At 65.2% G+C, this 23,551-nt stretch carries 26 protein-coding genes and 1 tRNA gene; 11 read left to right on the plus strand and 16 right to left on the minus strand.

Annotated features, from left to right (window positions below):
• The first annotated feature begins 15 nt into the window (after positions 1-15).
• Complete coding sequence (locus Q0071_RS19550) at positions 16-750, plus strand: hypothetical protein (RefSeq protein WP_298173696.1); 735 nt, start codon at positions 16-18, stop codon at positions 748-750.
• On the opposite strand, the gene Q0071_RS19555 is transcribed toward Q0071_RS19550, so the two are convergent.
• Positions 747-1,172 carry a DUF983 domain-containing protein gene (locus tag Q0071_RS19555; RefSeq protein WP_298173699.1) on the minus strand — a complete coding sequence of 142 codons (426 nt, stop codon included), beginning with the start codon at positions 1,170-1,172 and terminating at the stop codon, positions 747-749. The two genes, Q0071_RS19550 and Q0071_RS19555, sit on opposite strands and share 4 nt — an antisense overlap.
• A 209-nt stretch (positions 1,173-1,381) precedes the next feature.
• Positions 1,382-2,770: a ribosome biogenesis GTPase Der gene (der, locus tag Q0071_RS19560; protein WP_298173702.1), complete on the minus strand. Its 1,389-nt coding sequence runs from the start codon at positions 2,768-2,770 to the stop codon at positions 1,382-1,384.
• Positions 2,771-2,904: 134 nt separating this feature from the next.
• Here der and Q0071_RS19565 point away from each other — a divergent pair, with 134 nt between their 5' ends.
• Positions 2,905-3,690: a CHAP domain-containing protein gene (locus tag Q0071_RS19565; RefSeq protein ID WP_298173705.1), complete on the plus strand. Its 786-nt coding sequence runs from the start codon at positions 2,905-2,907 to the stop codon at positions 3,688-3,690.
• Between the two features lie 37 nt (positions 3,691-3,727).
• On the opposite strand, the gene mmsB is transcribed toward Q0071_RS19565, so the two are convergent.
• From mmsB to Q0071_RS19600, 7 genes are all read right to left on the minus strand, one after another.
• Entirely contained in the window at positions 3,728-4,717 is a 990-nt protein-coding gene (gene mmsB, locus Q0071_RS19570) for a 3-hydroxyisobutyrate dehydrogenase (RefSeq protein ID WP_298173774.1), read from the minus strand.
• Positions 4,602-5,384 (minus strand): enoyl-CoA hydratase-related protein, encoded by a 783-nt coding sequence (locus Q0071_RS19575; protein ID WP_298173708.1) that lies wholly within the window; start codon positions 5,382-5,384, stop codon positions 4,602-4,604. The genes mmsB and Q0071_RS19575 overlap by 116 nt, the downstream gene beginning before the upstream one ends.
• A complete protein-coding gene (locus tag Q0071_RS19580) occupies positions 5,381-6,427 on the minus strand; it encodes an enoyl-CoA hydratase/isomerase family protein (RefSeq protein ID WP_298173711.1) in 1,047 nt (348 codons plus the stop codon). Before Q0071_RS19580 ends, Q0071_RS19575 begins: the two co-directional genes overlap by 4 nt.
• Entirely contained in the window at positions 6,424-6,837 is a 414-nt protein-coding gene (locus tag Q0071_RS19585; RefSeq protein ID WP_298173714.1) for a VOC family protein, read from the minus strand. The genes Q0071_RS19580 and Q0071_RS19585 overlap by 4 nt, the downstream gene beginning before the upstream one ends.
• Positions 6,834-7,979, minus strand: a complete 1,146-nt coding sequence (locus Q0071_RS19590; RefSeq protein ID WP_298173717.1) for an acyl-CoA dehydrogenase family protein — start codon at positions 7,977-7,979, stop codon at positions 6,834-6,836. The genes Q0071_RS19585 and Q0071_RS19590 overlap by 4 nt, the downstream gene beginning before the upstream one ends.
• Positions 7,980-8,147: 168 nt before the next feature.
• Positions 8,148-8,531, minus strand: a complete 384-nt coding sequence (locus Q0071_RS19595) for a RidA family protein (RefSeq protein WP_298173720.1) — start codon at positions 8,529-8,531, stop codon at positions 8,148-8,150.
• A 3-nt stretch (positions 8,532-8,534) separates the two neighbouring features.
• Positions 8,535-10,031, minus strand: a complete 1,497-nt coding sequence (locus Q0071_RS19600; protein ID WP_298173723.1) for a CoA-acylating methylmalonate-semialdehyde dehydrogenase — start codon at positions 10,029-10,031, stop codon at positions 8,535-8,537.
• Positions 10,032-10,134: 103 nt separating this feature from the next.
• Here Q0071_RS19600 and Q0071_RS19605 point away from each other — a divergent pair, with 103 nt between their 5' ends.
• Entirely contained in the window at positions 10,135-11,025 is an 891-nt protein-coding gene (locus tag Q0071_RS19605; protein WP_298173777.1) for a LysR family transcriptional regulator, read from the plus strand.
• A gap of 69 nt (positions 11,026-11,094) precedes the next feature.
• Here the strand turns inward: Q0071_RS19605 and Q0071_RS19610 are convergent, their stop codons facing one another.
• The gene (locus Q0071_RS19610; protein ID WP_298173726.1) at positions 11,095-11,412 is read right to left on the minus strand and encodes a DUF3297 family protein; all 318 of its coding nucleotides are present in this window, start codon (positions 11,410-11,412) and stop codon (positions 11,095-11,097) included.
• A 104-nt stretch (positions 11,413-11,516) separates the two neighbouring features.
• On the opposite strand from Q0071_RS19610, the gene Q0071_RS19615 reads away from it, so the two are divergent.
• A tRNA-Val gene (locus Q0071_RS19615) sits at positions 11,517-11,591 on the plus strand.
• Between the two features lie 24 nt (positions 11,592-11,615).
• Here the strand turns inward: Q0071_RS19615 and Q0071_RS19620 are convergent.
• Together Q0071_RS19620 and Q0071_RS19625 are read right to left on the minus strand one after the other, a co-directional pair.
• A complete protein-coding gene (locus Q0071_RS19620) occupies positions 11,616-11,969 on the minus strand; it encodes a Rieske (2Fe-2S) protein (RefSeq protein WP_298173729.1) in 354 nt (117 codons plus the stop codon).
• A gap of 8 nt (positions 11,970-11,977) precedes the next feature.
• Complete coding sequence (locus Q0071_RS19625; RefSeq protein WP_298173732.1) at positions 11,978-12,442, minus strand: VOC family protein; 465 nt, start codon at positions 12,440-12,442, stop codon at positions 11,978-11,980.
• Between the two features lie 164 nt (positions 12,443-12,606).
• Here Q0071_RS19625 and Q0071_RS19630 point away from each other — a divergent pair, with 164 nt between their 5' ends.
• Positions 12,607-13,851, plus strand: coding sequence for an aromatic ring-hydroxylating dioxygenase subunit alpha (locus tag Q0071_RS19630; protein WP_298173734.1), 1,245 nt, complete (start codon positions 12,607-12,609; stop codon positions 13,849-13,851).
• The gene (locus tag Q0071_RS19635; RefSeq protein ID WP_298173737.1) at positions 13,848-14,357 is read left to right on the plus strand and encodes a MaoC/PaaZ C-terminal domain-containing protein; all 510 of its coding nucleotides are present in this window, start codon (positions 13,848-13,850) and stop codon (positions 14,355-14,357) included. The genes Q0071_RS19630 and Q0071_RS19635 overlap by 4 nt, the downstream gene beginning before the upstream one ends.
• Here the strand turns inward: Q0071_RS19635 and Q0071_RS19640 are convergent.
• Genes Q0071_RS19640 through Q0071_RS19650 form a run of 3 tightly spaced genes read right to left on the minus strand, consistent with a single transcriptional unit; the run spans position 14,303 to position 17,089 of the window.
• Entirely contained in the window at positions 14,303-14,950 is a 648-nt protein-coding gene (locus tag Q0071_RS19640) for an NAD(P)H-dependent oxidoreductase (protein WP_298173740.1), read from the minus strand. The two genes, Q0071_RS19635 and Q0071_RS19640, sit on opposite strands and share 55 nt — an antisense overlap.
• Positions 14,947-16,278: an aromatic ring-hydroxylating dioxygenase subunit alpha gene (locus Q0071_RS19645; protein ID WP_298173744.1), complete on the minus strand. Its 1,332-nt coding sequence runs from the start codon at positions 16,276-16,278 to the stop codon at positions 14,947-14,949. Before Q0071_RS19645 ends, Q0071_RS19640 begins: the two co-directional genes overlap by 4 nt.
• A 49-nt stretch (positions 16,279-16,327) precedes the next feature.
• Positions 16,328-17,089, minus strand: coding sequence for an SDR family oxidoreductase (locus tag Q0071_RS19650; RefSeq protein ID WP_298173749.1), 762 nt, complete (start codon positions 17,087-17,089; stop codon positions 16,328-16,330).
• Between the two features lie 234 nt (positions 17,090-17,323).
• Between Q0071_RS19650 and Q0071_RS19655 the strand changes: the two genes are divergently transcribed.
• The 3 genes from Q0071_RS19655 to Q0071_RS19665 are packed head-to-tail and all read left to right on the plus strand — an operon-like array spanning position 17,324 to position 20,035.
• Positions 17,324-18,526, plus strand: a complete 1,203-nt coding sequence (locus Q0071_RS19655; protein WP_298173752.1) for a CoA transferase — start codon at positions 17,324-17,326, stop codon at positions 18,524-18,526.
• Positions 18,523-18,891, plus strand: a complete 369-nt coding sequence (locus Q0071_RS19660) for an OB-fold domain-containing protein (protein ID WP_298173755.1) — start codon at positions 18,523-18,525, stop codon at positions 18,889-18,891. Before Q0071_RS19655 ends, Q0071_RS19660 begins: the two co-directional genes overlap by 4 nt.
• Positions 18,884-20,035, plus strand: coding sequence for an acetyl-CoA acetyltransferase (locus Q0071_RS19665; RefSeq protein WP_298173758.1), 1,152 nt, complete (start codon positions 18,884-18,886; stop codon positions 20,033-20,035). Before Q0071_RS19660 ends, Q0071_RS19665 begins: the two co-directional genes overlap by 8 nt.
• A 164-nt stretch (positions 20,036-20,199) precedes the next feature.
• Here Q0071_RS19665 and Q0071_RS19670 read toward each other — a convergent pair whose 3' ends face one another.
• On the minus strand, positions 20,200-21,852 hold the full coding sequence (locus tag Q0071_RS19670) for an AMP-binding protein (RefSeq protein WP_298173761.1): 1,653 nt from the start codon (positions 21,850-21,852) through the stop codon (positions 20,200-20,202).
• 303 nt (positions 21,853-22,155) lie between these two features.
• Between Q0071_RS19670 and Q0071_RS19675 the strand changes: the two genes are divergently transcribed.
• Both Q0071_RS19675 and Q0071_RS19680 read left to right on the plus strand, forming a co-directional pair.
• Entirely contained in the window at positions 22,156-22,815 is a 660-nt protein-coding gene (locus Q0071_RS19675; RefSeq protein ID WP_298173765.1) for a TetR/AcrR family transcriptional regulator, read from the plus strand.
• A 155-nt stretch (positions 22,816-22,970) separates the two neighbouring features.
• Positions 22,971-23,551: SDR family NAD(P)-dependent oxidoreductase (locus Q0071_RS19680; protein WP_298173768.1), on the plus strand; the 581-nt coding region annotated here is incomplete at its 3' end.

The following is a 23,551-nucleotide window of genomic DNA, read 5'->3' on the forward strand; positions in this document are numbered from 1 at the left end:
CCTACCCTTAAAACCATGACCGAAGACACTCGCCCCTGGCCGCAGGAAGGCCGCGAACGCCTGATCTACCCTTCGCCCGTCGGCTGGAAGGGCACCGAATTCGTCGACAACGAGGGCGAACTGCTAAAGCGCCTGAACCCGAAGACGGTGTTCATGATGGGCGACAATCCCGCCCTCCCGCGCATGCCCGAACGCCCGCGTCTCATGGATTTCTTCCGCTGCCGCTTCGGCGATATCACCGTGCGGCACCTCCTCGTCAGCGCCAAGCGCGCGCTTGATGACGGGCTGCCGGAAAAGGTCGTGATGGCCTGCCTGCTGCACGATATCTCCAACGGCTGCCTGATCCGCTGCGACCACGGCTACTGGAGCGCGCAGCTGGTCGAGCCCTACGTCGATCCCGAAGTGGCCTTCGCGGTGAAGTACCACCAAGCGCTGCGCTACGTGCCCGATGAAGCGGCGGGCTACGCCTACCCCGAAAGCTACCACGCCTTCTTCGGCCCAGACTATCAGGTGCCGGCCTACCTGCTGCGCGATGCAGAATATGCGATGGGCCACAAGTGGTACGGCACGGCGCGGCAGATGACGCTCTACGACACCTACTTCTTCGACGATTTCCCGGTGGTGGTGCCCGAGGAACTGGAGGACGTGATCGGGCGGAATTTCAAGGAGCCGGCGGAAGGGCTCGGCTTCGATGGCTCACCCACGGCGCACATGTGGCGGACGATGATCTGGCCGAACAACTTCCTTTAGGCCACCCCCGCCTCAACCTTTCCCGCATGCCCGGCGAAGCCCTGCATGCCAAGCCACCACTGCAGCGCAATCACGCCGCCCTTGGCGGGGCGCAGGATGGCGGCGATCAGCGCGGCGGCCATGGTCAGTGCGATCAGCATCATCGCCCACTCCGGCAGGCTCTCGATCTTGCCGAGGCCGATGATCACCGGCGCCATCAGGTGCCCGGTGAGGAGGATCGCGATATAGGGCGGGAAATCGTCCGCCGCGTGCAGCGTCCAGTTTTGCCCGCACATCCGGCAGCGTTCGACAGGCTTGAGCCCGCCAGCGAACAGATGCGTGCCGCCGCAGCGCGGGCACGTGCCGCGCATGCCGCGCAGGATCGCGCTGCTCACAGTGTGCGGCAGGATCGCGGGGTCTAGCGGCAGGGCAGCATTGGGCATGGTGGAACCTCAAAGGTCGAAACAAACGTCGGCTCAAAACATCACTTGTCACCCTGAACTCGTTTCAGGGTCCATCTTTCCGCGCGCAAGGTCAGCGTTCAAAACGCAACGACGCCGCGCCGTGCCCCACCGAATGCACCGTGCTTTAGGGCGCGATGGACCCTGAAACAAGTTCAGGGTGACGAAGTGGGAATACCTGGGAGACTTGGCTACTTCTTCGCGAACGGGTTGGTCGGGCTACGCAAGGTCAGCCGGATCGGCACCGCATCGAAACCCAGTTCGCGGCGGATGCCGTTCACCAGATAGCGCCGATAGCTTTCGGGAAGCTGATCGAGCCGCGTGCCGAACATCACGAAGCTCGGCGGCCGGATGCGCGCCTGCGTGATGTAGCGCAGCTTGATGCGCTTTCCGCCCGGTGCCGGCGGCGGATTGGCGGCGAGCGCATCGTCGAACCAGCGGTTGAGCGCCGAGGTCGGCACGCGCTTCGACCAAGCCGCGCGGATATCGAAGGCGGCGGTCAGCATCTGGTCGAGCCCCTTGCCCGTGCGCGCCGAAACCGCCAGCAGCGGCACCCCGCGTACTTGCGCAAGGCCTTCCTCAAGTGCGGCGCGGATCCCATTGAACAGGCCGGAGGGGTCCTCCGCCACGTCCCACTTGTTGATCGCGATCATCAGCGCGCGGCCTTCCTCCAGCACCATCGAGGCGATCTTGAGGTCCTGATGTTCCAGCCCGCGCGTCGCATCGAGCAGCAGCACGACCACTTCGGCAAAGTCGATGGCGCGGCGCGCATCGGCGACGGACATCTTCTCCAGCTTTTCGACGACTTGCGCCTTCTTGCGCATCCCCGCCGTGTCAATCAGCCGCACCGGGCGGTAGGCGTCGCTCGTCGGATCGAACCACTGCCAGTCAATCGCGATCGAATCGCGTGTGATCCCCGCCTCCGGCCCCGTCAGCAGCCGGTTTTCGCCGAGCAGCTTGTTGATCAAGGTGGACTTGCCCGCATTGGGGCGCCCGACGATGGCAAGCTTGAGGACCGATTCGGGATCGAACTCCTCTTCGTCTTCGATCTCGGCGTCAGGCCCGGCATCGCCTTCGCCGTCCGTGCCTTCGATATGCGGGCGCAGCGCCTCGAACAGATCGGCGAGGCCCTGCCCATGCTCGGCGGAAAACGCCACCGGCTCGCCAAAGCCCAGTGCGAAGGCATCGTAGAGCCCCGGATCGCCCGCGCGCCCTTCGGCCTTATTGGCCATGAGCACGATGGGAATGCGGCTTGAGCGCAGATATCGCGAGATTTCCTCGTCGAGCGGGGTCACGCCCGCGCGCGCATCGATCACGAAAAGCGCGACGTCCGCGCCCACCAGCGAAGCTTCGGTCTGCTGGCGCATGCGGCCCGGCAGGGTCTCGGGATCGAGATCTTCCCAGCCTGCCGTATCGACGATGGTGAACTTCAGGCCGAGCAGATCCGCATCGCCAAAGCGGCGGTCGCGCGTCACGCCGGGCTGGTCGTCGACGAGCGCGAGCTTCTTGCCGACAAGCCGATTGAACAGAGTCGACTTGCCGACATTGGGGCGGCCGATGATGATAACCTGGGGCAACATGGCCCTCCCGTGGCCCCAACGCGCCCGGAACGCAAGCGCAGCGTGGACTCGCCGCGCGCGCCTCGAGGCCGAAATGGTTCGTTAACCAGCTTCGCTTGAGCAGCTTTAACCACGCCGCGGGCAAAGCTGCCTGCATGATCCCGGTACCCCTGCGACTCGCACTCCTCTTTCTGCTCGCAGCAGTGCCGCCCCAGGCGCAGGCACGGCCGATCGCGCCGGATCCAGCCGGTGCGAGCGACGATAACGCCGAAGATATCGGCCGAGATTTCGCCCTGCCCTACATCCAGTGCGTGCCCTATGCGCGCAAGGTCACCGGCATCCAGCTCTATGGTGACGCCCACACCTGGTGGAATCAGGCCGACGGCCACTATGCGCGCGGCTCCCTACCCAAGGTCGGCGCGGTCATGGCCTTTCGCCCTTACGGAGCGATGCAACTCGGCCATGTCGCCGCCGTCAGCCGCATCCTCGATTCGCGCACCATCCTGCTGCGCCACGCCAACTGGTCTCCCATCGAGGGGCGCCGTGGCCAGATGGAAGACAATGTCCGCGCGGTGGATGTCTCACCCGCGAACGACTGGAGCGAAGTGCGCGTGTGGTATGCACCGCTTGGCGGGCTCGGCACGACGCACTGGCCGGTCGAGGGCTTTATCTACAACCGCAAGCCGGCAAAGACCCTCGGACCCAATGAACGGCTGACTGTGCTTGCTTCGGCTGACGCACCCAAGGCCGCCTACACCTCACGCATCGGGCCCGACTTCCTCAAGGGCATCGTTCCCGAAACGAGCCGCACGCCCGCGCGGCGCCCGCTGGCTGCGCGGGAAACGGTGAAGGTCCCGGTCAAGGAAGACCGCACCCTTGCGGTCTCCCCCAACCTGGCCCGCGATCCCATCGGCCGCATCATCGCCAGCCGCGTGCGCTGAGCAGGCCTTCAGACCCACCTTCTCCGGGTGGAGGCCATCAAAGCGTCTTGATGATCGCCGAGAAATCGAGCCCGCCGTTGCCCGCATCGGCAAACGCCGCATAAAGCTCCGCCGCGCGCGCACCCATCGGCACGTCAGCCCCGGCACCCTTGGCCGCTTCCATCGCGAGCTTCAGGTCCTTGAGCATCAGCGCGGTGGCAAAGCCGCCCTGATAGCCATTGTCCGCCGGAGTCGTCGGGCCAACACCCGGCACCGGGCAATAGCTCGTCATCGACCAGCATTGGCCCGAAGCCTTGCTGGAGATGTCGAAGAACGTCTGCAGGTCGAGCCCCAGCTTCTCGGCCATGGCAAAGGTCTCGCAAGTCGCAATCATCGAGGCGCCGAGCAGCATGTTGTTGCAGATCTTCGCCGCCTGCCCTGCACCGCTGTCACCCGCATGGATCACCGCCTTGCCCATCGCGGCCAGGATCGGCTCACCGCGCGCGAAGGCGTCCGCGCTGCCGCCGACCATGAAGGTCAGCGTGCCGCCATTGGCCGCCGCGATCCCGCCCGAAACCGGCGCATCGACCATGGCGTAGCCCGCGTCTGCCGCCAGCGCGGCAACTTCGCGCGCGGTGGCAACGTCGATGGTTGAACAATCAAGCAGCAGTGCGGAAGTCGGCGCATGGCCGATCACATCGGCGGTGTAGACCGCCTTCACGATGGCGCCGTTGGGCAGCATCGAGACGACGGCATCGGCGCCCTGCACCGCCTCCTTCACCGAGGTGTACGTGGCGCAGCCGCTTTCCTTCGCGCGCGCCAGCGCCGCTTCCGCCAGATCGAACGCGTGGACGTCATGCCCCGCCTTGACGAGATTTGCGGCCATGCCGCCGCCCATGTTGCCGAGGCCGATAAATGCGATTTTCATGGCCTTACTTCCCCTTCCACACGCCGGGGCGCTTTTCGATGAAGGCGGCCATGCCTTCCGCCTTGTCTTCGGTCGCGGTGAGGATCTGGAACACGCGGCGTTCGAACAGCAGGCCCTGATCGAGCGTCAGTTCGAACGCGGCATTGACCATTTCCTTGTTGGCGATCACGGCCACCGGCGGCATCGCGGCGATGGCTTCGGCGGCGGCGACCGCTTCGTCGATCAGCGAGGCCAGCGGCACGACGCGGCTGACGAGGCCCGAACGCTCGGCTTCCACCGCGTCCATCATCCGGCTGGTGAGGCACATGTCCATCGCCTTGGCCTTACCCACCGCGCGGGTCAGGCGCTGCGAGCCGCCCATGCCGGGGGCGACACCGAGCTTGATCTCGGGCTGGCCGAACTTTGCGTTTTCCGAAGCGATGATGAAGTCCGCCATCATGGCAAGCTCGCACCCGCCGCCGAGCGCGAAGCCGTTCACTGCCGCGATCCACGGCTTGCGCGTGGTCTTTACCAGGTGGCTGGTCCAGCGCGAGAAGAAGTCGCCGGTGTAGAAATCGGTCGCGGCCTTGTCGGCCATTTCCTTGATGTCCGCGCCGGCGGCAAATGCCTTCTCGCCCGAGCCGGTGAGCACGGCGCAGCGCTGCGCCGGGTCGGCCTCATAGGCCGCAAACGCCGTGATCAGCTCCTCGAGCACCTGCGAATTGAGGGCATTCAAGGACTTGGGGCGGTTGAGCGTGATCAGCGTGACGGCGCCGCGCTGTTCGACCAGAATCGTTTCATACGTCATAGGGGGCTCCATTCTGCGCTATCAGTCAGGGGCGCGAAGATCGCGTCCAGCATGTCTTCGGTCACGCCTTCGGGCGTCGCCGGGTTCCACTTGGGGGCATTGTCCTTGTCCACGATCACCGCGCGCACGCCCTCGGCAAAATCGGGGCGCACCAGCACGCGGCTGCAGATGCGGTATTCCATCACCATGTTTGCGGCGAAATCGGGCAGGGTCAGGCTGGTCGCCAGCTGGCGCAGCGCGACCTTGCATGTCTGCGGGCTCTTGGTGTGCAGTGTCGCGAGTGTCGCAGCGGCAAATTCGCTGCCATCGGCTTCGAGCGCGGCGAGAATGTCTTCGTAGCGGTCCGAAGCGAACAGCCGCGCGATATCGTCCGCCTGCGCCGCGATCTTGGGTTCGGGCGGCACGGCGGCGAAGCTGTGCAGGATCGCTGGAATATCGTCCGGGTTCGCCGCGATCTTGGCCTTCACCTCGGCCAACGCGGCAGACGGCAGGTAATGCGTGGCCGAACCCGCCCAGAGGCATTCGGCCCCGTCCATCCGGGCGCCGGTGAGCGCGAGGTACTGGCCCAGCCGCCCCTTCATGCGCGAAAGGAACCAGCCGCCGCCCACATCGGGAAACAGGCCGATGCCGGTCTCGGGCATGGCGAGGCGTGTGTTTTCGGTCGCAGCGCGATAGCGCGCCGGATCGGCGATGCCCACGCCGCCGCCCATGGTGATCCCGTCCATGAACGCCACGATGGGCTTTTCATAGGTCATGATCAGGTGGTTGAGCCGATACTCGTCGAAGAAGAACTTGCGGCCCGAAACGCCCTCGTCAGTCAGCGCGGAATTGCGCAGAAACGCGATATCCCCACCCGCGCAGAAGCCGCGCCCTTCGGAATGGTCGATGATCACCGCGCCGATCGCGGGATCATCGCGCCACGCTAGCAGCGCGGCGGTCATGCCGTCCACCATCGCCCGGTTGAGCGCGTGGATCGCCTTGGGGCGATTGAGCGAAAGCACGCCCATGCCCCCTTCGGTGCGGACCAGAATATCGTCTGTCATGCAGCCTTCCCCATTTCAAGCGGGACCAGAGCTTCAATAAGATCCCAGCGGTTGCCGAAGGGATCGCGGAACACCAGCACCGCGCCATAGCTTTCGCGCCGCACGGGCGCCTCGATTGTCACGCCTCGCGCACGCAGCGCCGCCTCGCTTGCGGCAAGATCGGAGGTGTGAAGGAAGAAGCCCACGCGCCCGCCCGCCTGTCGCCCGATTGCGGCGGCCTGCGTTTCATCGGCAGCCCGCGCCAGCAGAAGGTTCGCACCCTCACCGATGGAGACGACCACCCAGCGCTTGCCTGCGCCAAGATCGGTGTCTTCGGCCAGATCAAAGCCCAGCGTCCCCACAAAGAACGCCAGCCCCGCGTCGTAATCGGGCACGACAATCGTCACCATGGCGAGGCTGTGCGCAATCATTGGCGCAGCAAATCCCGGCCCACGATCATCTTCATCACCTCGTTGGTGCCCTCCAGAATGCGGTGCACGCGCAAGTCGCGCCAGAAGCGCTCGATCGGATAGTCCTTGAGATAGCCATACCCGCCAAACACCTGCAATGCGCGGTCGACCACCGAAGAGCCGGTATCGGTCGCCAGCTTCTTGGCCATCGCCGAAAAGCGCGTCTTGTCAGGCGCATTGCTCGTCACCTTGGCGGCCGCGAGATAGAGCAGCGCGCGCGCGGCCTCAAGCTCGATTGCCATATCCGCCAACTGGAACTGGGTGTTCTGGAAATCGGCGATTGGCTGGCCGAACTGGCTGCGTTCCTTGGCATACTTGATCGCTTCATCAAGGCAGCGCTGCGCTCCGCCAAGCGAGCAGGCGCCGATATTGAGCCGCCCGCCATCCAGCCCGGCCATGGCAAAGCGGAAGCCGTCGCCTTCCGCGCCGACGCGGTTGGCCACGGGCACTTTCACGTTCTCGAAAATCACTTGCGCAGTGGGCGAGGCGTTCCAGCCCAGCTTGCGTTCCGGCGCGCCGAAGCTGAGCCCCGGCGTGCCCTTGTCGATCACCAGGCACGAGATACCCTTCGGTCCCGCCTCGCCTGTGCGAACCATCGTCACGTAAATGTCGCTCACCCCGCCGCCCGAGATGAACTGCTTGGTGCCGTTCACGACATAATGGTCGCCTTCCAGCCGAGCCGTGGTGCGCAGCGCTGCCGCATCGGAACCCGAGCCGGGCTCGGTCAGGCAATAGCTCGCGATCTTGTCCATCGTGATCAGCGAGGGCAAATAGCGGCCCTTGATTTCCTCCCCACCGAAGCGGTCGATCATCCACGAGGCCATGTTGTGGATCGAGATGAACGCGCTGGTCGTGGGGCAGCCATAAGCCATGGCTTCCATGATCAGCGCCGATTCCAGCCGCCCGAGCCCAATTCCGCCGCTTTCCTCGCTCACATAGATCGAGGCGAAGCCGAGTTCCGCCGCCGCCTTGATCGTATCCAGCGGGAAGCTGTGCTCCTCGTCCCACTGCGCGGCAAACGGCGTGATCGCATCGGCGGTAAAGCGGCGCGCCATTTCCTGAATGGCGATCTGGTCGTCGGTGAGCTGGAATTGGTCGGTCATGCTCTGGCCTTGCATTGCAGGAAGGGTAAAACGGGGAGCCGGCGCGCGGCCTCTGTCGGTCCTAGCCGAAGCGCCGGGGCAGGCAAGGTTTGGCGCAAGCCAGCGCCGCGAACGGTGCGCTCAGCCCGCGAAGGGCGCCCCCGTTTCCGGCTTCGGATGCGGCCAGCATCACGCCTCCATCACCTCGGCTTCGATCTCGACCTTCCATTCCGGACGGACGAAACCCGATACGATGAGCGTTGTCGTCGCGGGCCGCGCCGCGCCAAACCACTTGCCATGGACCCGGGCCACGGCATCGAAATCGGCCCGGTCGGTGAGGTAGATGCAGGTCCGCACCGTGTCAGCGATATCGCCGCCAAGGTCGGCAATCGCCCGCGCCACGATCGCGCAGCAGCGCTCCATCTGCGCCGCCGCGTCGCCGGTCGTGGTCGATCCATCCGGCTCGATCGGCGCCGTTCCAGCCACCATGATCTGCTTTCCCGTGCGGATTGCCCGGGAAAAGCCGATCACCGGTTCGAGCGGCGAACCGCTGGAAACGCGCGACTTGGACAAGGTTTACGCCATCGTCGGGATAACAAAGGCATTGCCGCTATCGGGCAGCCCGTCCGGCCAACGCTGCGTTACGGTCTTGACCTTGGTCCAGAACTTCACGCCTTCCATGCCGTGCTGGTTGGTGTCACCGAAGGCCGACCGCTTCCAGCCGCCGAAGGTGTGATAGGCAACCGGCACGGGGATCGGCACGTTTATGCCGACCATGCCGACATTGACCCGCGCTGCAAATTCGCGCGCCGCGTTGCCGCTGCGGGTGAACAGCGCCACGCCGTTGCCATACTGGTGCTTCGAAGGCAGCGCGAGCGCTTCCTCGAAGTCCTTCGCGCGCACGATCTGCAGCACGGGGCCGAAGATCTCGTTCTGGTAGCTTTCCATGTCGGCCGTGACGTGGTCGATCAGCGTCGGGCCGACGAAGAAGCCGTTCTCATGGCCCTGCAAGGTGAAGCCGCGCCCGTCGATCACGATCTCGCCGCCCTCCGCCTCGCAGCGGTCGATCCAGCGCTCGATGTTCGCCTTGTGCGCGGCGGTGACGACCGGTCCGTAGTGGCAATCGGCATCTGTTGAAATGCCGACGCGCAGCTTCTCGATCGCCGGGATCAGCTTGGCCTTGAGCCGCTCGGCGGTTTCCTCACCAACAGGCACGACCACCGGCAGCGCCATGCAGCGCTCGCCCGCCGAGCCGAACGCAGCACCCGCCAGATCGTTGACGACCTGATCGAGATCGGCGTCCGGCATCACGATGCCGTGGTTCTTGGCCCCGCCCATCGCCTGCACGCGCTTGCCGGCGGCGACGCCGCGATTGTAGACATAGTGCGCGATATCGGACGAACCGACGAAGCTCACCGCGCCGATCGCCGGATGGTCGAGGATCGCGTCGACCATTTCCTTGTCGCCATGGACGACCTGGCAGATGCCTTCGGGCAGACCTGCCTCAAGGAACAGCTCGGCAAAGCGCACCGGCACCGAAGGATCGCGCTCGGAAGGCTTGATGATGAAGGCATTGCCGGTGGCGATGGCGACGCCTGCCATCCACAGCGGGATCATGCCGGGGAAGTTGAACGGGGTGATGCCTGCGCCGATACCGATGGGCTGGCGCATCGAATAGATGTCGATGCCCGGCCCGGCGCCTTGCGTGTATTCGCCCTTCAGCACATGCGGAATGCCGCAGCAGAACTCGATCACCTCGAGCCCGCGCTGGATATCGCCCTTCGAATCGGCGATCACCTTGCCGTGCTCGGAAGAGAGCAGGCGCGCCAGTTCGTCGATATTTGCCTCGACCAGCCGCTTGAATTCGAACATGACGCGGGCACGGCGCTGCGGGTTGACCGCGGCCCAGGCTGGCTGCGCCGCCAGCGCGGCCTGCACAGCGCGTTCCAGCGTATCAGACGTGCCCAGCGCCACTTCAGCCTGCACCGCGCCGGTGTTGGGATCGAACACCGGGCCCTTGCGTGCCGGAGCCCCGCCCGAACCGCCGACAATGAAATGATCGATCTGGCGCATGCTGCATCCTTTCCTGACGAATTAGTCCGTGGACCTTGGGCAGCTCCCTGCACCCCCGACGATTTGCAAGCAAGGTGAGAAAATGCGAGGGATACCTGCAATGATGCAGGCCCCAGACTGGAGCGATTTCCAGACCTTTCTCGCTATCGCCCGTGCCGGGCAGCTCGCCCGCGCGGCGCAGGCCATCGGCGTCGATGCCACGACCATGGGCCGCCGCCTGCGCCGCCTCGAAACCCGCATCGGCGCCACCCTGTTCGAACAGACGCGCGAGGGCCAGGTGCTCACCGAAGCGGGCGAGGCTATGCTGGTCGAAGTCGAAGCCATGGAGCGCGCCGCGAGCCGCATTGCGGAACATGGCGGCGGCGGCCCGGCGGGCCTGCTGCGCGTCAGCCTTTCCGAAGGTTTTGCCAGCTGGATCGTCGCCCCTGCGCTAGGCAGCTTTACTGCTGCACATCCAAGGCTGGTGATCGACCTGGTGGCGAACTCCGGCTTCCTCAGCCCTTCGAAGCGCGAGGCGGACCTTGCCGTCACCCTCTCGCGCCCGCGTGCTGGCCCCGTCATCGCGGGCAAGCTGTCAGACTACCACCTCAGGCTCTACGCCTGCCCGGATTACCTTTCCGGCCACGCCCCGCTGCGCCGCCCGTCAGACCTCGCCAAGGGCCACGCCCTCGTCGGCTATGTCCCCGATCTGCTCTACGCACCCGAACTGCGCTACCTTGCGGAGATCGAACCCGGCCTCGCCGCCACGGTCCGCTCGTCCTCGATCAACGCGCAGCACCGCCTGATCGCCGCAGGCGCGGGCATCGGGGTGCTGCCCTGCTTCATCGGTGATGCGGACCCCAGCCTCGTGCCCGTGCTGCCCGAGCGGCGCATCACCAGATCGTTCTGGCTCGTCATGCACAAGGATACGCACGCGCTCGCACGCGTTCAGGCGTTCAAGACGTGGCTCACCGGACTAGTGGAGCGCGAAAGGGGCAGGCTACTGCCCCATTAGGGCCTTCCCATTTTTGCGAAGCACAAATGGGAAGGTGGCCTGCCGCAGGCAGGTCGGAGGGGGTTTTCTCTACAGCTTCGCCACTGGCGCGTCTTCGCCCAGATCCTCGTACCACGCCTCGACCGGCCCTGAGAGCTTCAGCGTCAGCGGGTTGCCCTTGCGGTCCATGGTCTTGCCCGCCTGCACGCGCACCCAGCCTTCGGAGATGCAATACTCCTCGACATTGCGGCGCACCGTGCCCTTGAAGCGGATGCCGATGCCCCTGCGCAGCTTCTCCGCATCGAAGAACGGGCTGCGCGGATTGATCGCGAGGTGATCGGGGGGCACATCCGGTCCGGCGGTGGTGGCGGGAACGGCAGATTCGGGAGCTGAAGCTTCTTCGGTCATGGGGGCCGCAAATATCTTGATCCCCCCACTTGTCAATCAAGCCCCGTCATGGCAGAGGCCCGCCCCTGTCCGGCTGCCATGCCATGCGCGTGGCCCCGCCGCGCGGGCGCGTAGCTCAGTGGTAGAGCACACCCTTCACACGGGTGGGGTCGCAGGTTCAATCCCTGCCGCGCCCACCACCGGCCCGGCCGGTGGCCCAAGCCCTAGCTTGTCACTGGCATTTCCCTCGGCCCCGGCGGCGCATCGGGCACTTCCACCGCGATCCGGCCGCCTTCCACGCGCACCGCAAAAGTGCGCAAATCGGGATAGGCCGCGCCGAGGCACTTGCCCGTCAACACCTCGAACCGCGCGCCGTGGAGCGGGCACATCACCGCGCCGCGCCGCACGCGGCCTCCGGAAAGCTGCGCTGCCTGATGCGTGCAGCGGTCGTTGACAGCGCGAAAGCTGCCGTCGTCCGCGCGCAGCACCAGCACGTGCCAGCCGGCCACCCGCGCCGCGAGCTTGCCCTCGGCCGGGAAGTCGGCCTCGGGCAGCAGATCATGCCAGGTCGTGCTCATTGCCCCACTCACTCCGTCGCCGCCCACCATTCTTCCATCATCGGCGTGATCGCCCGCGCCACCAGTTCGATCACCGGGCTGCCGGGACGCGAGAGATAGGCGATCGCGCCGTGGCCCTGATCCGCCGGTGCGCCGCCCAGCACGAGTTCCCAGCCGTCTGCCAGCATCGCCGCCGCGCTGTCCGCCACCGAATCGACCCACACGCCAAGGTGTGAGGGGCCCAGCGCGCGCATCGCGTCATAGGCCGAGCCCGGCACGCTTTCGATGAGCTCCATCCGCAGCGGCCCCTGATGCGAATAGACCACCCGCAGCTTCGCCACGAGCTGCTCGCCCGCCGCGTTCCACACCGGCATCGGATCGAACGTGCGCACCGGGGTCCAGGTGCAGCCCATCGTCGCGCTGAACCGGGCCATGGCCGCTTCCAGATCGTCGACGATCACGCCATGGTGAAAGATACCCGCCAAAATCTCCATTCGCTTCACTCCCGCATTGCCCGCCATACCTAGGCAAGCCTATGTTTTATAGATTAAAAAATGACCAAATCAGACCTCTAAACCATCGCTTTACAAGCATACATGAATGTTTTTAAACTGCAAACGGAGCGCCGGCGTACTCGGGCGTTCCGGGAGAGCAACCGATGTCCGAAGCCCTGACCGCCAAGCCCCCCTTCGCATCGCCGCCTGCCGACGATCTCGCACGCATGACCTGGGAACGCGAGCGCAATGGCCCGCCGGTCGATTTCCCTGCGCTCCCCTCGATCCCCGGCGGCCGCTATGTCGATCCCGCCTTCCTTGAACTCGAGGAAAAGGGGATGTGGCAGCGCTCGTGGCTCTATACGGGGCATGTGGACCAGCTTCCCGAACCCGGTTCATGGTTCCTCTGCCGCAACACCGGCTCCCCTGTCATCGTCACCCGCACGCTCGCGGGGGACATCCGCGCATACTACAACACGTGCCAGCACCGCGGCGCACCTCTCGTAAAGGAGGAGAGCGGCACTTCGCGCGGATTCGTCTGCGGCTATCACGGTTGGTCCTATACATTGGAAGGCAAGCTCACCGCCGTGCGCGACCGGCGCGATTTTGCAGAGGGCTTCGATTTTTCCTGCCACTCGCTTAGCCAGGTGCGCTGCGAGCTGCTCGGCAGCCTGATCTTCCTCAACGCCGATCCGGATGCCGAGCCGCTGCTCCAGCATATCGGCCCGATGGCGGCGGAGCTCGAACAGCTTCAACTTGAAACGCTGCGCCTCGTCGATAGCCGCACCTATGAGACCGAGTGCAACGTCAAGGTGCTGCTCGACGCGTTCCTTGAAGTCTATCACCTCAAGTCGATCCACGAGAACACGGTCGACCGCTTCCTCGATCACCGCGCCATGATCGTCACGCTCTGGCCCAATGGCCATAGCCGCATGGCAACGCCCAACCGCCGTGAAGGCTGGATCGATCCCGGCACCAAGGGCATGCCCGAAATCCCGACGATCTCGGAGTTCGTGGCGAAGAACAACGTCAGCTATTCGATCTACCCCAACTTCATCATGCCGCCCGCGCCGACCGGCATTCCGCTACTGCAATTCTGGCCGATGGGACCCAAGCGCACCCGCGTCGTCTCGACCTGGCTCGCGCCGGAGCATGATGCCGCCAATCCCCACCCGTTGTGGGAGATGCGCATCAAGAACTGGGAGCGCATTCTCTACGAAGACCTGCAGTTCGCCCCGCAGATTCAGGAATCGGTCGAGGGTCCGGGCTTCAAGGGCATGTCGCTCAATTATCAGGAGCGGCGCATCTACAACTGGCACGAAGAGCTCGACCGCCGGATCGGCGTTGAGAACGTGCCGGAGAACCTGCGCGTGAAGCCGGTGCTCGCGCCCTTCATCGTCCGCGAATGACGGATACGCTATCGCCGCTCGGCACGCCCTGGCGGACCTTCGAGGACTTGCGCGTGGGTGAAACGAAACTCTCGCCCATACGCACCGTCACCGAGGCGGAAATCGTCGAATTCGCCCGCGTGCATGATCCGCAGTGGTTTCACACCGATCCCGAAGCCGCGCGCGCCTCGGTGTTCGGGCAAGTGGTCGCGAGCGGCATCCATGTGCTGGCGATCTGGCGGCAGATGGACCACGCGATCAATGGCGATATCGATTTCGTCTGCGGTGTGGGCTGGGATCGGCTGCGCCTCAAACGCGCGGTCCGTGCAGGCGATACCCTGCGCGTCTCCAGCGAAATCCTGAGTCTGGAGCCATCACGCAGCGGCAAACCGCGCGGCACCGCTGTCACGCGCTATGTCGTGAGCCTTGAAGACGGCACAGAATGCGTGACCTTCGAGAGCACCAACCTCGTCTACACGCGCGATGCGCGCGACAGGTCCGCCACCAGCGCTTCCGCCGAAGCATAAGCCTCGTCCATCGCGGCCTCGACCGCTTCGGGCGGGCCGTAGGTCGGCCGCAAGTGGACCACATGCACGTCGGTGATCCCGATAAAACCAAGCCAAGTCTGCATGAAGCGCACCTGATGATCCAGCTCCGCGCCGGGAGCGCCGGGCCGGATATCGAGCGCACCCGAGGCCACCAGAATGGCCCGCTTGCCCGCGCCCAGCCCTTCCACACCCGCTTCCGAAACGCGGAAGGCCATGCCAGGCTGGGTGATCGTGTCGATGTACTGCTTGAGCTGCCAGGGAATGCCGAAGTTCCACATCGGCACGCTGAACACGACGCAATCGAACGAGAGGAAATGCGCCACCGCCGCGCCGATCCGCGCCCAAGCAGCGCGCACTTCGTCCGCCACTTCGCGGCCCTCGATCAGCGCATAGCGCCCCTCGATCACCGGGCCGGTCAGTGCGGGTAGATCGGCTTGGCAGACATTCAGCGTCTCGACCGCCGCGCCGGGGCTCGCCGCGACCAGCCCTGCGATCAGCCGCTCGGCCACCTTTACCGAACGCGAGCGATCCCCGCGCGGGCTACCGATCACATGGAGGATACGCTCGCTCACAAGTCACCCGCCTGCTTGCCGCCCGGCCCATAGATGTAATCGTCGAGCACCTTGTGGAAATGGCGGATACGCAGTTCCTGCTCGCCGATCCACAGGCCCGGAAAACCGCTGCTCTTCATCCCGGCCTGCACCGTGGGCAGGTTGTAGGCATCCTGATCGAGCACTTGCCCGATGCTGCGGTCGCCATGCTTGAAGCGGCGATGCTTGGCGCGCTCGGGCCAAGGCTCGCCCTCCGGCACCAGTTCGAACACCCACACGTCATAGAGCATCTTGTTCGGATCGGTCGCGTGCGGGCGCTGGCGGAACATCATGATGTCGTCCGCATGCACATTGAGCGCCACGTTCGGAAAGATCATGTAGTGGTAATCATCGGTCAGCTGATCGTCGTTCAGCGCCGAATAGTCCTTGCCCTGCGCCTTGCCGTTGGCCCGCTTGAACAGCTGCACATCGCGGCGAATGTCGCTCACGCGGCCCTCATACTCCGCCGGGTCCATGCCGGCGTGGCGCATGATCTCATCAATCGCGGGCGGGATCGTGCTCGGCATGGCAACGCGCGGAGAGATCGCGGCGAACGGGATCAGGTAGCGGTTGTGCCGTTCGTAGCAGTCGATCTGCACGTTCACGTCATCGAGATACCACAGCAGCTGCGGATGGATGCCCTGCACGTGATAGGTCTCGTTGAAGGCATCGACCGAGGCCTTCCAGTTGCAGTCCCACTCCACCGTCACATCGCGCTTCCACGCCATGCGCTCGGGGTGATAGGGTTCGAGATGATCCTTCAGCGGCGCGATGAACTGATCAAACGGCTCGACATCCGGGTTCAGCGAGAACCACACGAAAGCGTTCCACTCGGTCACCGGGAAGCTCGGCAGGGTCATCCCCGGAGGACCACCCTGCGGGAAGGTGCACAAGTCCGGCAGCCGCTCGATCTTGCCGTCGAGCCCGTAGGTCCAGTGGTGATACATGCAGCGAAACTGTTGCGCATTGCCGATGCCTTCGGGCCGCAGCCGGTTGCCGCGGTGGAGGCAGACATTGGGGAAGCAGCGCAATGATCCATCGTGCTGGCGCACGATCAGCACGCTTTCCTTGCCGATCTCGGTGCAGATGTAGTCGCCCGGATTCGGGATGTCGTCCGCCCGGCCGCCCAGCAGCCAGACTTTGGTCCACACCCGCTCCCATTCGAGCTTCATGAATGCTTCGGAGTAATAGCGCTCCGCCGGGATCAGATCATGCCCCAACTGCGGATCGGGCGCCTTGTCCACCGGCGTACGGCTGGGATTGTCGTCGGGCGAAACGCGGATCACATCGACGACGCGCTTAACGTCCATCTTCGACGTATCCCACGTGACAGGCCGGTGGGGCACGGACTCGCCCATCTCAGAAGTGCGTCCGGTTGGTGAAGGCGCCGTCGACCACCAGATGCGAACCGCTGCACCAGCTTGCCGCTTCGCTGGCGAGGAACACGATAGCGCGCGCCACCTCTTCGGGCTTCCCCAGCCGCCCCATCGGCTGCTGGCGCAGCTGCGACTGATAGAACTTCTCCATCGTGCCCTTGATCATGTCCCAGTTGCCGCCCTCGAACTCGACCGGCCCGGGCGAGACGACGTTGACGCGGATGCCATCCTTGCCATGCGCCAGCGCGAGCTGCTTGCCATAGGTGATCAGCGAGGCCTTCATCGCGTTGTAGGCCTGCGGGCCGCCCATCGCTTCGAGCGCACTGGTGGTGGCGACCAGCACGATGGAACCACCCTTGCGCTGCGTCATCACCGGGATCACCGCCTCGATCGCGCGGACCGGGCCCATCACATCGGTCTCGAACGCGTTGTGCCAATACTTCTCGCTGCCCATGCCGCCGCCGGCCGAGCTGAGCGGCACGAGCACGTCGACGCCTTCCAGCGCTTCGATGGCCCATTCGAGCCATGCCTTGTAGTCGTCAGCCTTCTTCACGTTGACCGGCTTGCCGACAACCTTGGTGCCATAGCGCGAGAGCGCCGCAACCGCGTCCTTCACGCTATCCTCGCCGCGCGCGCTGATCGCGACATCGGCGCCCTCGCGCGTCAGGATCTCGGCCACCGCAAAGCCGATGCCGCGCGCACCGCCGACGACGATCGCCTTCTTGCCCTGAAGTCCCAGATCCATGCCTTGTCCTTTCCTGCGGCGGGACTACCATCGGCGCTTACGCGCATGGCTCGAAATGCCCGCTCCTCTTGTTGCCGCGCACTCTATGGAGACGGGGCGCACCCGCCAAGAAAAAAACATGCTTGAATGCTTTTTTATGGTCCTTCATAGCGAACTCAGCCGCCGCCGGACGGCAAGAAGAAACGGGAGAATCATGGGGCATTCACGGCTCATCAGCAGCACCGGATTCAGGGCATGAGCGGGCGCGGCAAAGGCCCGCTGGCAGGCGTGCGCGTGCTCGATCTCACAGCCGTGCTGATGGGCCCCTACGCCACGCAGATCTTCGCCGACTTGGGCGCCGATGTGATCAAGATCGAAGGCCCCGCCGGCGATACCACGCGCTTCATCCCGCCCGGCCCCGATCCCACGCGCGGCGCGATGTTCCTCAACGTCAACCGCGGCAAGCGCAGCCTTGCGCTCGATTTGAAGCAGCAGGCCGCGCGCGAGGCGGTGCTGCGCCTCGCCAAGGATGCGGACGTCTTCATCCATTCGATGCGCGCGCAGGCCATCGCCCGGCTGGGGCTGGATTATGCCGCGCTCAAGGCAGCCAACCCGAAGATCATCTACGCCAATCTCTATGGCTATGGCCGCACCGGCCCCTACCGCGACTACCCGGCCTACGACGACATCGTGCAGGCCGCCTCGGGCATCGTCGATCTGCAGGCGAAGCTTTCGAATGGCGAGCCGACCTACAGCGCCACCGTCATCGCCGACAAGGTGGCGGGCCTCACCGGAGCCTATGCCGTGATCGCTGCGCTCTATGCGCGCGAGAAGACCGGCGAGGGGCAGGAAATCGAAGTCCCGATGTTCGAGACGCTGGTCTCGTTCGCCGCGACCGAGCACATCTGCGGCTCGCTGTTTGATCCGCCGCTGGGGCCGCCGGTATACCCGCGCGCCACCTCGCCCTCGCGGCGGCCTTACAAGACGGCGGACGGCCATGTCGGCGTGATGATCTACAACGACAAGCAGTGGCAGGCCTTCTTCCGCGAGCTCGGCAATCCGGCGTGGTCGGACGATCCCATGTTCGCCTCAATGCGCAGCCGCAGCGAGAATATCTCGGCGGTCCTCGCTGAGGTCGAAAAGGTCATGGTCACGCGCACCACAGAAGCGTGGATGGAGCTGTTCCGCCGCGCCGAAATCCCCGCAACCCCCATCGCCTCGCTGCAAGACCTGCTCCACGATCCGCATCTGGTCGAGACGGGCTTCTGGCACAGCGCCGAAACGGAGCTTGGCACCTTGCGCTACCCCGGCATCCCCACGAACTTTTCCGGCACGCCCGGCGCCATCGGCGATCCCGGGCCAACGCTGGGTGCAGACAACAGCGCGGTGCTCGGCGAGGCAGGCTTCGCGGAAGACGAGATCGCGGCCATGGTCGCCAGCGGCGCGGTGCTGCCATGAGCGGCCCGTCTGCCGAATGGGATGCCGCCCTTGCCGAGGGCCGCTTCCTCCTCCAGCGCCCGGTTGACGGCGGCGCCACGGTGTTCCCCCCGCGCGCCTTCGCGCCCGGCACCGGCGCAGAGCTCGAATGGTTCGAGGCCTCGGGCCTCGGCACCGTCTATTCCGCTACCTGGATCCAGCGCAAACCGCCCGAGCCGCCTTACAACGTCGTCCTCGTCGATCTGGCGGAAGGCGCGCGGATGATGGGCTGCGTCGAGGGGGTGACGCCCGAAACGCTCCAGATCGGCATGACGGTCAAGGCGCGCATTGTCGGCGGAGAGACCCCCAAGATTGTCTTCGATCCAGTGGAGCAGGCCCATGGGTGACATTTTCCCGCGCGGCCGTGTTTCGGTGGCAGGCGCTTCCACTTTCGGCGTGGGCGAAATGCCCGGCCACTCGACGATCGAAATGGCGGGCAAGGCGGTCCAGCTCGCGCTGGCGGATGCTGCGATTGGCCTCTCGGAAGTCGATGGCCTTTTCATCGCTCTGCCCGATGATCTCTTCGCCGGCCTGAGCCTCGCGCAGTATCTCGGTCTGCACCCGCGCTTTACCGACAACAACCGCGCGGGCGGTGCCTCGTTCATGAGCCACCTCGTCACCGCTTGCATGATGCTCGACGCCGGGTACCTCGATTGCGCGGTAATCGCCTATGGCGCCAACCAGCGTTCGAGCGGCGGCAAACTCTCCACCCCAGCACGGCCCGACCGGTGGGACGCGCCCTACAATCCGATGTACCCGCTTTCGTTCTACGCGCTCGCCGCCGCGCGCCATATGCACCAGTACGGCACGACGCGTGAGGAATTGGCGAGCGTGGCGGTTGCCGCGCGCCTCTGGGCCAACACCAATCCCGAAGCCTTTGCCAAGGGACCGCTTTCGGTCGAGGACGTCATCGCCTCGCGCCTCATCAGCAGCCCGATCCGCGCGCGCGATTGCTGTCTGGTGACCGACGGCGCCGCCGCGCTCGTCCTCACCCGCACCGACCGCGCCAAGCATGGTCCCCAGCCGCTCGTCCCCGTGCTCGGCGCCGCTGCCGCGACCTGGTACAACTCGGTCACGCAGGCCGACGACATCACGATCACCGCCGCTGCCGAATCCGGCCCGCGCGCGATGGCCATGGCCGGGCTCACGCCGGGCCAGATCGATACCGTCCAACTCTACGACGCCTTCACCATCAACACGATCCTGTTCCTCGAAGACCTCGGCTTCTGCGCCAAGGGCGAGGGCGGCAAGTTCGTGGCGAGCGGCGCGATTTCGCCGGGCGGTTCGCTGCCGGTCAATACCAACGGCGGCGGCCTCTCGTGCTGCCACCCCGGCATGTACGGCATGTTCGCAATGGTCGAAGCGGTGCGCCAGATGCGCGGGACGGCGGCCAACCAGATCGCCGGCGCGAAAACCGCCCTCGCGCATGGCAACGGCGGCACGCTTTCGGCGCAGGCGACGGTGATTTTCGGGAACGCCGAGACGGCTTGAGAGGCCAGCGAATCAATCCAGAGCGTCCTGCAAAGCGCTCTGGCTTCCCGCCTGCGCGGGAATGACGAGAGTGGGGTATCCTCCCTCGTCCTGAACTTCGCCCTCTCTGCGCCCTATTCGTCATCCCCGCGCAGGCGGGGATCCAGAGCGGTCAGGCTCGAAACTCACCCCAGCCCAAGTTCCTCAATCAGCTGGCCACGCAGCTTGAACTTCTGGATCTTCGAAGTCGACATCGGCCACTCGCTGACCATTCGCACATGGCGCGGGATCTTGAAGCCCGCGAGCTTGCCCTTGCAATGCGCGATCAGCTCCGCCTCGTCGGTCGAAGCACCCTCGGCCAATTCCACAAAGGCCGCCGCCACTTCGACATAGCGGTCATCGGGGATTCCCACGACTTGCGCCAGCTTCACCGCCGGATGGGTCTGCAGCATGGATTCGATTTCTGCCGCCGCGACATTCTCCCCGCCGACCTTGAGCATGTCCTTGGTGCGGCCATGGAACATCACGTTCCCGCCCGTATCCACCGAGCCGACGTCGCCGGTATAGAACCAGCCATCCCGAAGCGCCTCGGCGGACTTTTCCGGTGCGTTGTAATAGCCCTTCAGCATATGCGGCCCGCGCAGCACGATCTCGCCGCGCTCGCCAGCACCGCAGTCACGCCCGGTTTCGGGATCGACGATGCGCATCTCCCAGTCCTCGAGCGGGAAGCCGCAACGCCCCGTGCGCACCTCGAAGCTGTCGTCCAGCCGGCTCGTCGAAACCGTCCCCGCCGCTTCGGTCAGGCCATAAGTGCCCACCTGGATCGTGTGCGGCATCGCGGCGACCACGGCATCCTTGATCCACGCGGGCTGCACCGCGAAGTTGGAATTCATCACGCGCAGGTTCGAAAGATCGGTGGTCTTGAACGTGGGGTGATTGATCAGGTCCTGCATGATCGTCACGAAGCTGGGGTACGCAATCGTCGCCCCTTCCGCGCCCAGCATCGCCAGCGCCTGCCCCGCCTCGAAATGCGGCACGGTCATGTAGACCCCGCCCAGATCGAGGATCATCGTCATCGGCAGGATGCCGGCGATGTGGAAGATCGGCAGCGGCGACCACACCTTGTCTTCGGCCGTGCAGAGGTAGCGCTTGCCGAGATTGCGGCTGTTGCCCACTTGCGCACGGTGCGAGATCAGCGCGCCCTTGGGGTTCGCCGTCGTCCCGCTGGTATAGAGGATCATCGCGATGTCCTCTGCATCGACATCGTCGATCCGCCGGTCGATCAGCGCCGCTTCGGTGCCCTCGCCCAGCGCCAGCGCCTCGTCCACCGGCAGCATCCCGTCCGCGCCTGCGGCATCGAGCGAGATGATCGTGTGGAGCATCGGCGCTTCATCCAGGCTCAACCCCCGCGCCGCGTCCGCCTCAGCCAGCGATGGCAGTGCCGCACGCACCCGGTCGCGGTAGTCCAGCCCCTCGGCCACATGCCCTGCCGTCACCAGCACAACCAGATCGGCATCGCGCACCAGATAGGCGAGCTCGTGCGATTGATACCGGGCATTGATCGGCACGGCGACCGCACCAGCCATCGCAATGCCATAGAAAGCCTCGATAAATTGCGGGCATGTCGGCATGAACAGGCCGACGTGCTGGCCCGGCTGCACGCCCAGCGCGATCATCGCCGCCGCCCAGGCCCTGGCAGCAGCATCAAGGTCTGCATAGCTGATGCGCCGATCGGGGAAGACCACTGCCTCGCGTTCGGCAAAGGCCTGCGCCGAAGCGCGGATCATGCCGCCCATGGTAAGCACAGGTGCAGTGGCGATTGGCTGCGCGTCGGTCATGCATCCCCCGGCCTGACAGGCCCCTTATTGGTCTTGATGCGGAGATACACAGGATGCTGAAAAAGACAATCATATCTGTCTTTTTCTGCGCGATGCGTTACGCCTTGAACCAGCACGGCACGGAAGTGCAGTGCGGCTGATTCGATGTCTATCATGCCATCGGCAACCAGCCGCCGCGATGCGGGCCGGGGTACTTGTCCCCGAACCGGTCGAGGCAGCGGTTTTACGAGGCATGAAAACGCATTAAGGGTGTTTTCAAGGCGTACCGGACCCGGTGCGCAACGGTTCAGGCAAGTAAAACGCATGGCTCTATCACGCACGCGGGCGGCACGGCCCGCCCCTCGGCCCGTACGCCCGGCGGCTGATCGCACGCGCACTCTGCAGGCAGCCAAGGCGGCCCAGACGCGTGCCCGCCTGATCGACGCAACGGTGCGCTGCCTCGTCAAATACGGTTATGCCAACACGACTACGCCCAAAGTGGCGGAAGAAGCCGGCCTTTCACGCGGGGCGATGGTCCACCACTTCGAAAACGGGTCAGCCCTGATCAAGGCGGCGATCACCGAGCTGCACGAAAAGCGCCTGCGCGCCTTCCGCCGCGCGGCTGACCGGCCCGAGCACGAGGTCACCGATCTCGTCGAAACCTACTGGCGCCAGCTTCAGAAGCCCGCGTTCATCGCGTTCCACGAGCTTGCGGTCGCCGCACGCACCGATGCCGATCTCGCCTCGATCCTTTCGCCCCTGCAGGACGAATTCCGTGAGAAGTTCAACGCGCAGGCGGAAGCGCTTTTCCCCGAATGGCTCGGCTCGCCCAACTTTGCCCTCGCGATGACGCTCTCGCAGACGATCCTCGAAGGCATGGCGATCTCGCTGCAGACCGGCGGCATGGAACCGGCGCAAGTCGAGCCGATGCTGCGCCATCTCGAAGCCCAGATCCGCGCGCTCGCTCCTGCCGCCAAGGACTGATTGGCGGCACTTTTGCGGGAGTGGCAGAGCCCCCGCCAAGTCCCGCGCACGTTGTGCAAATCGGGGTCGCGGGGCACAAATCAAAATCAAACCTGTTTGTTTTTTCTGTGCGGGTGTTCTAGCTATGCGAGAACGAACGAATGGGGGATGAACCGTTGAACGCGCCCGATATACATACCCCGCGCATCTTCCGTCCCGAACCCGGCGATCCCGGCCGCCCCAGGCGCGGGCTTGATGAAGAGGCGCTGCGCACGCAGCAGACGATCTTCCGCGAGGACCTGCTCGACGGGCACACCATCCTGATCTCCGGCGCGGGTAGCGGCATGGGCAAGGCCGCCGCGTTTCTCGCCGCAAAGCTTGGCGCGAATGTCGCGATCTGCGGCCGCACGCGTGAAAAGCTCGATACCACCGCTGCGCTGATCCGCGAGGAAACCGGGCGCGAGATTCTCTGCCTCGAGGCCAATATCCGCGATCCCGAAGCGGTTGAGGCGATGATCGGCGCGGTGCATGATCACTTCGGCGGCCTCGATACGCTGGTCAACAACGCAGGCGGGCAGTTCCCGCAGGACGCGATCGATTTCAGCCGCAAGGGCTGGCTCGCGGTGATCGACACCAACCTCAACGGCACCTGGTGGATGATGCAGGAAGCCGCCAAGCGCTGGCGCGCGGATGGCAAGCCCGGCCATGTCATCAACATCGTCGCCAATGTCGAGCGCGGCATGCCGCAGGCCGCGCA

Origin of the sequence: Novosphingobium sp. (assembly GCF_027486195.1) — a bacterium.
Classification (GTDB): domain Bacteria; phylum Pseudomonadota; class Alphaproteobacteria; order Sphingomonadales; family Sphingomonadaceae; genus Novosphingobium.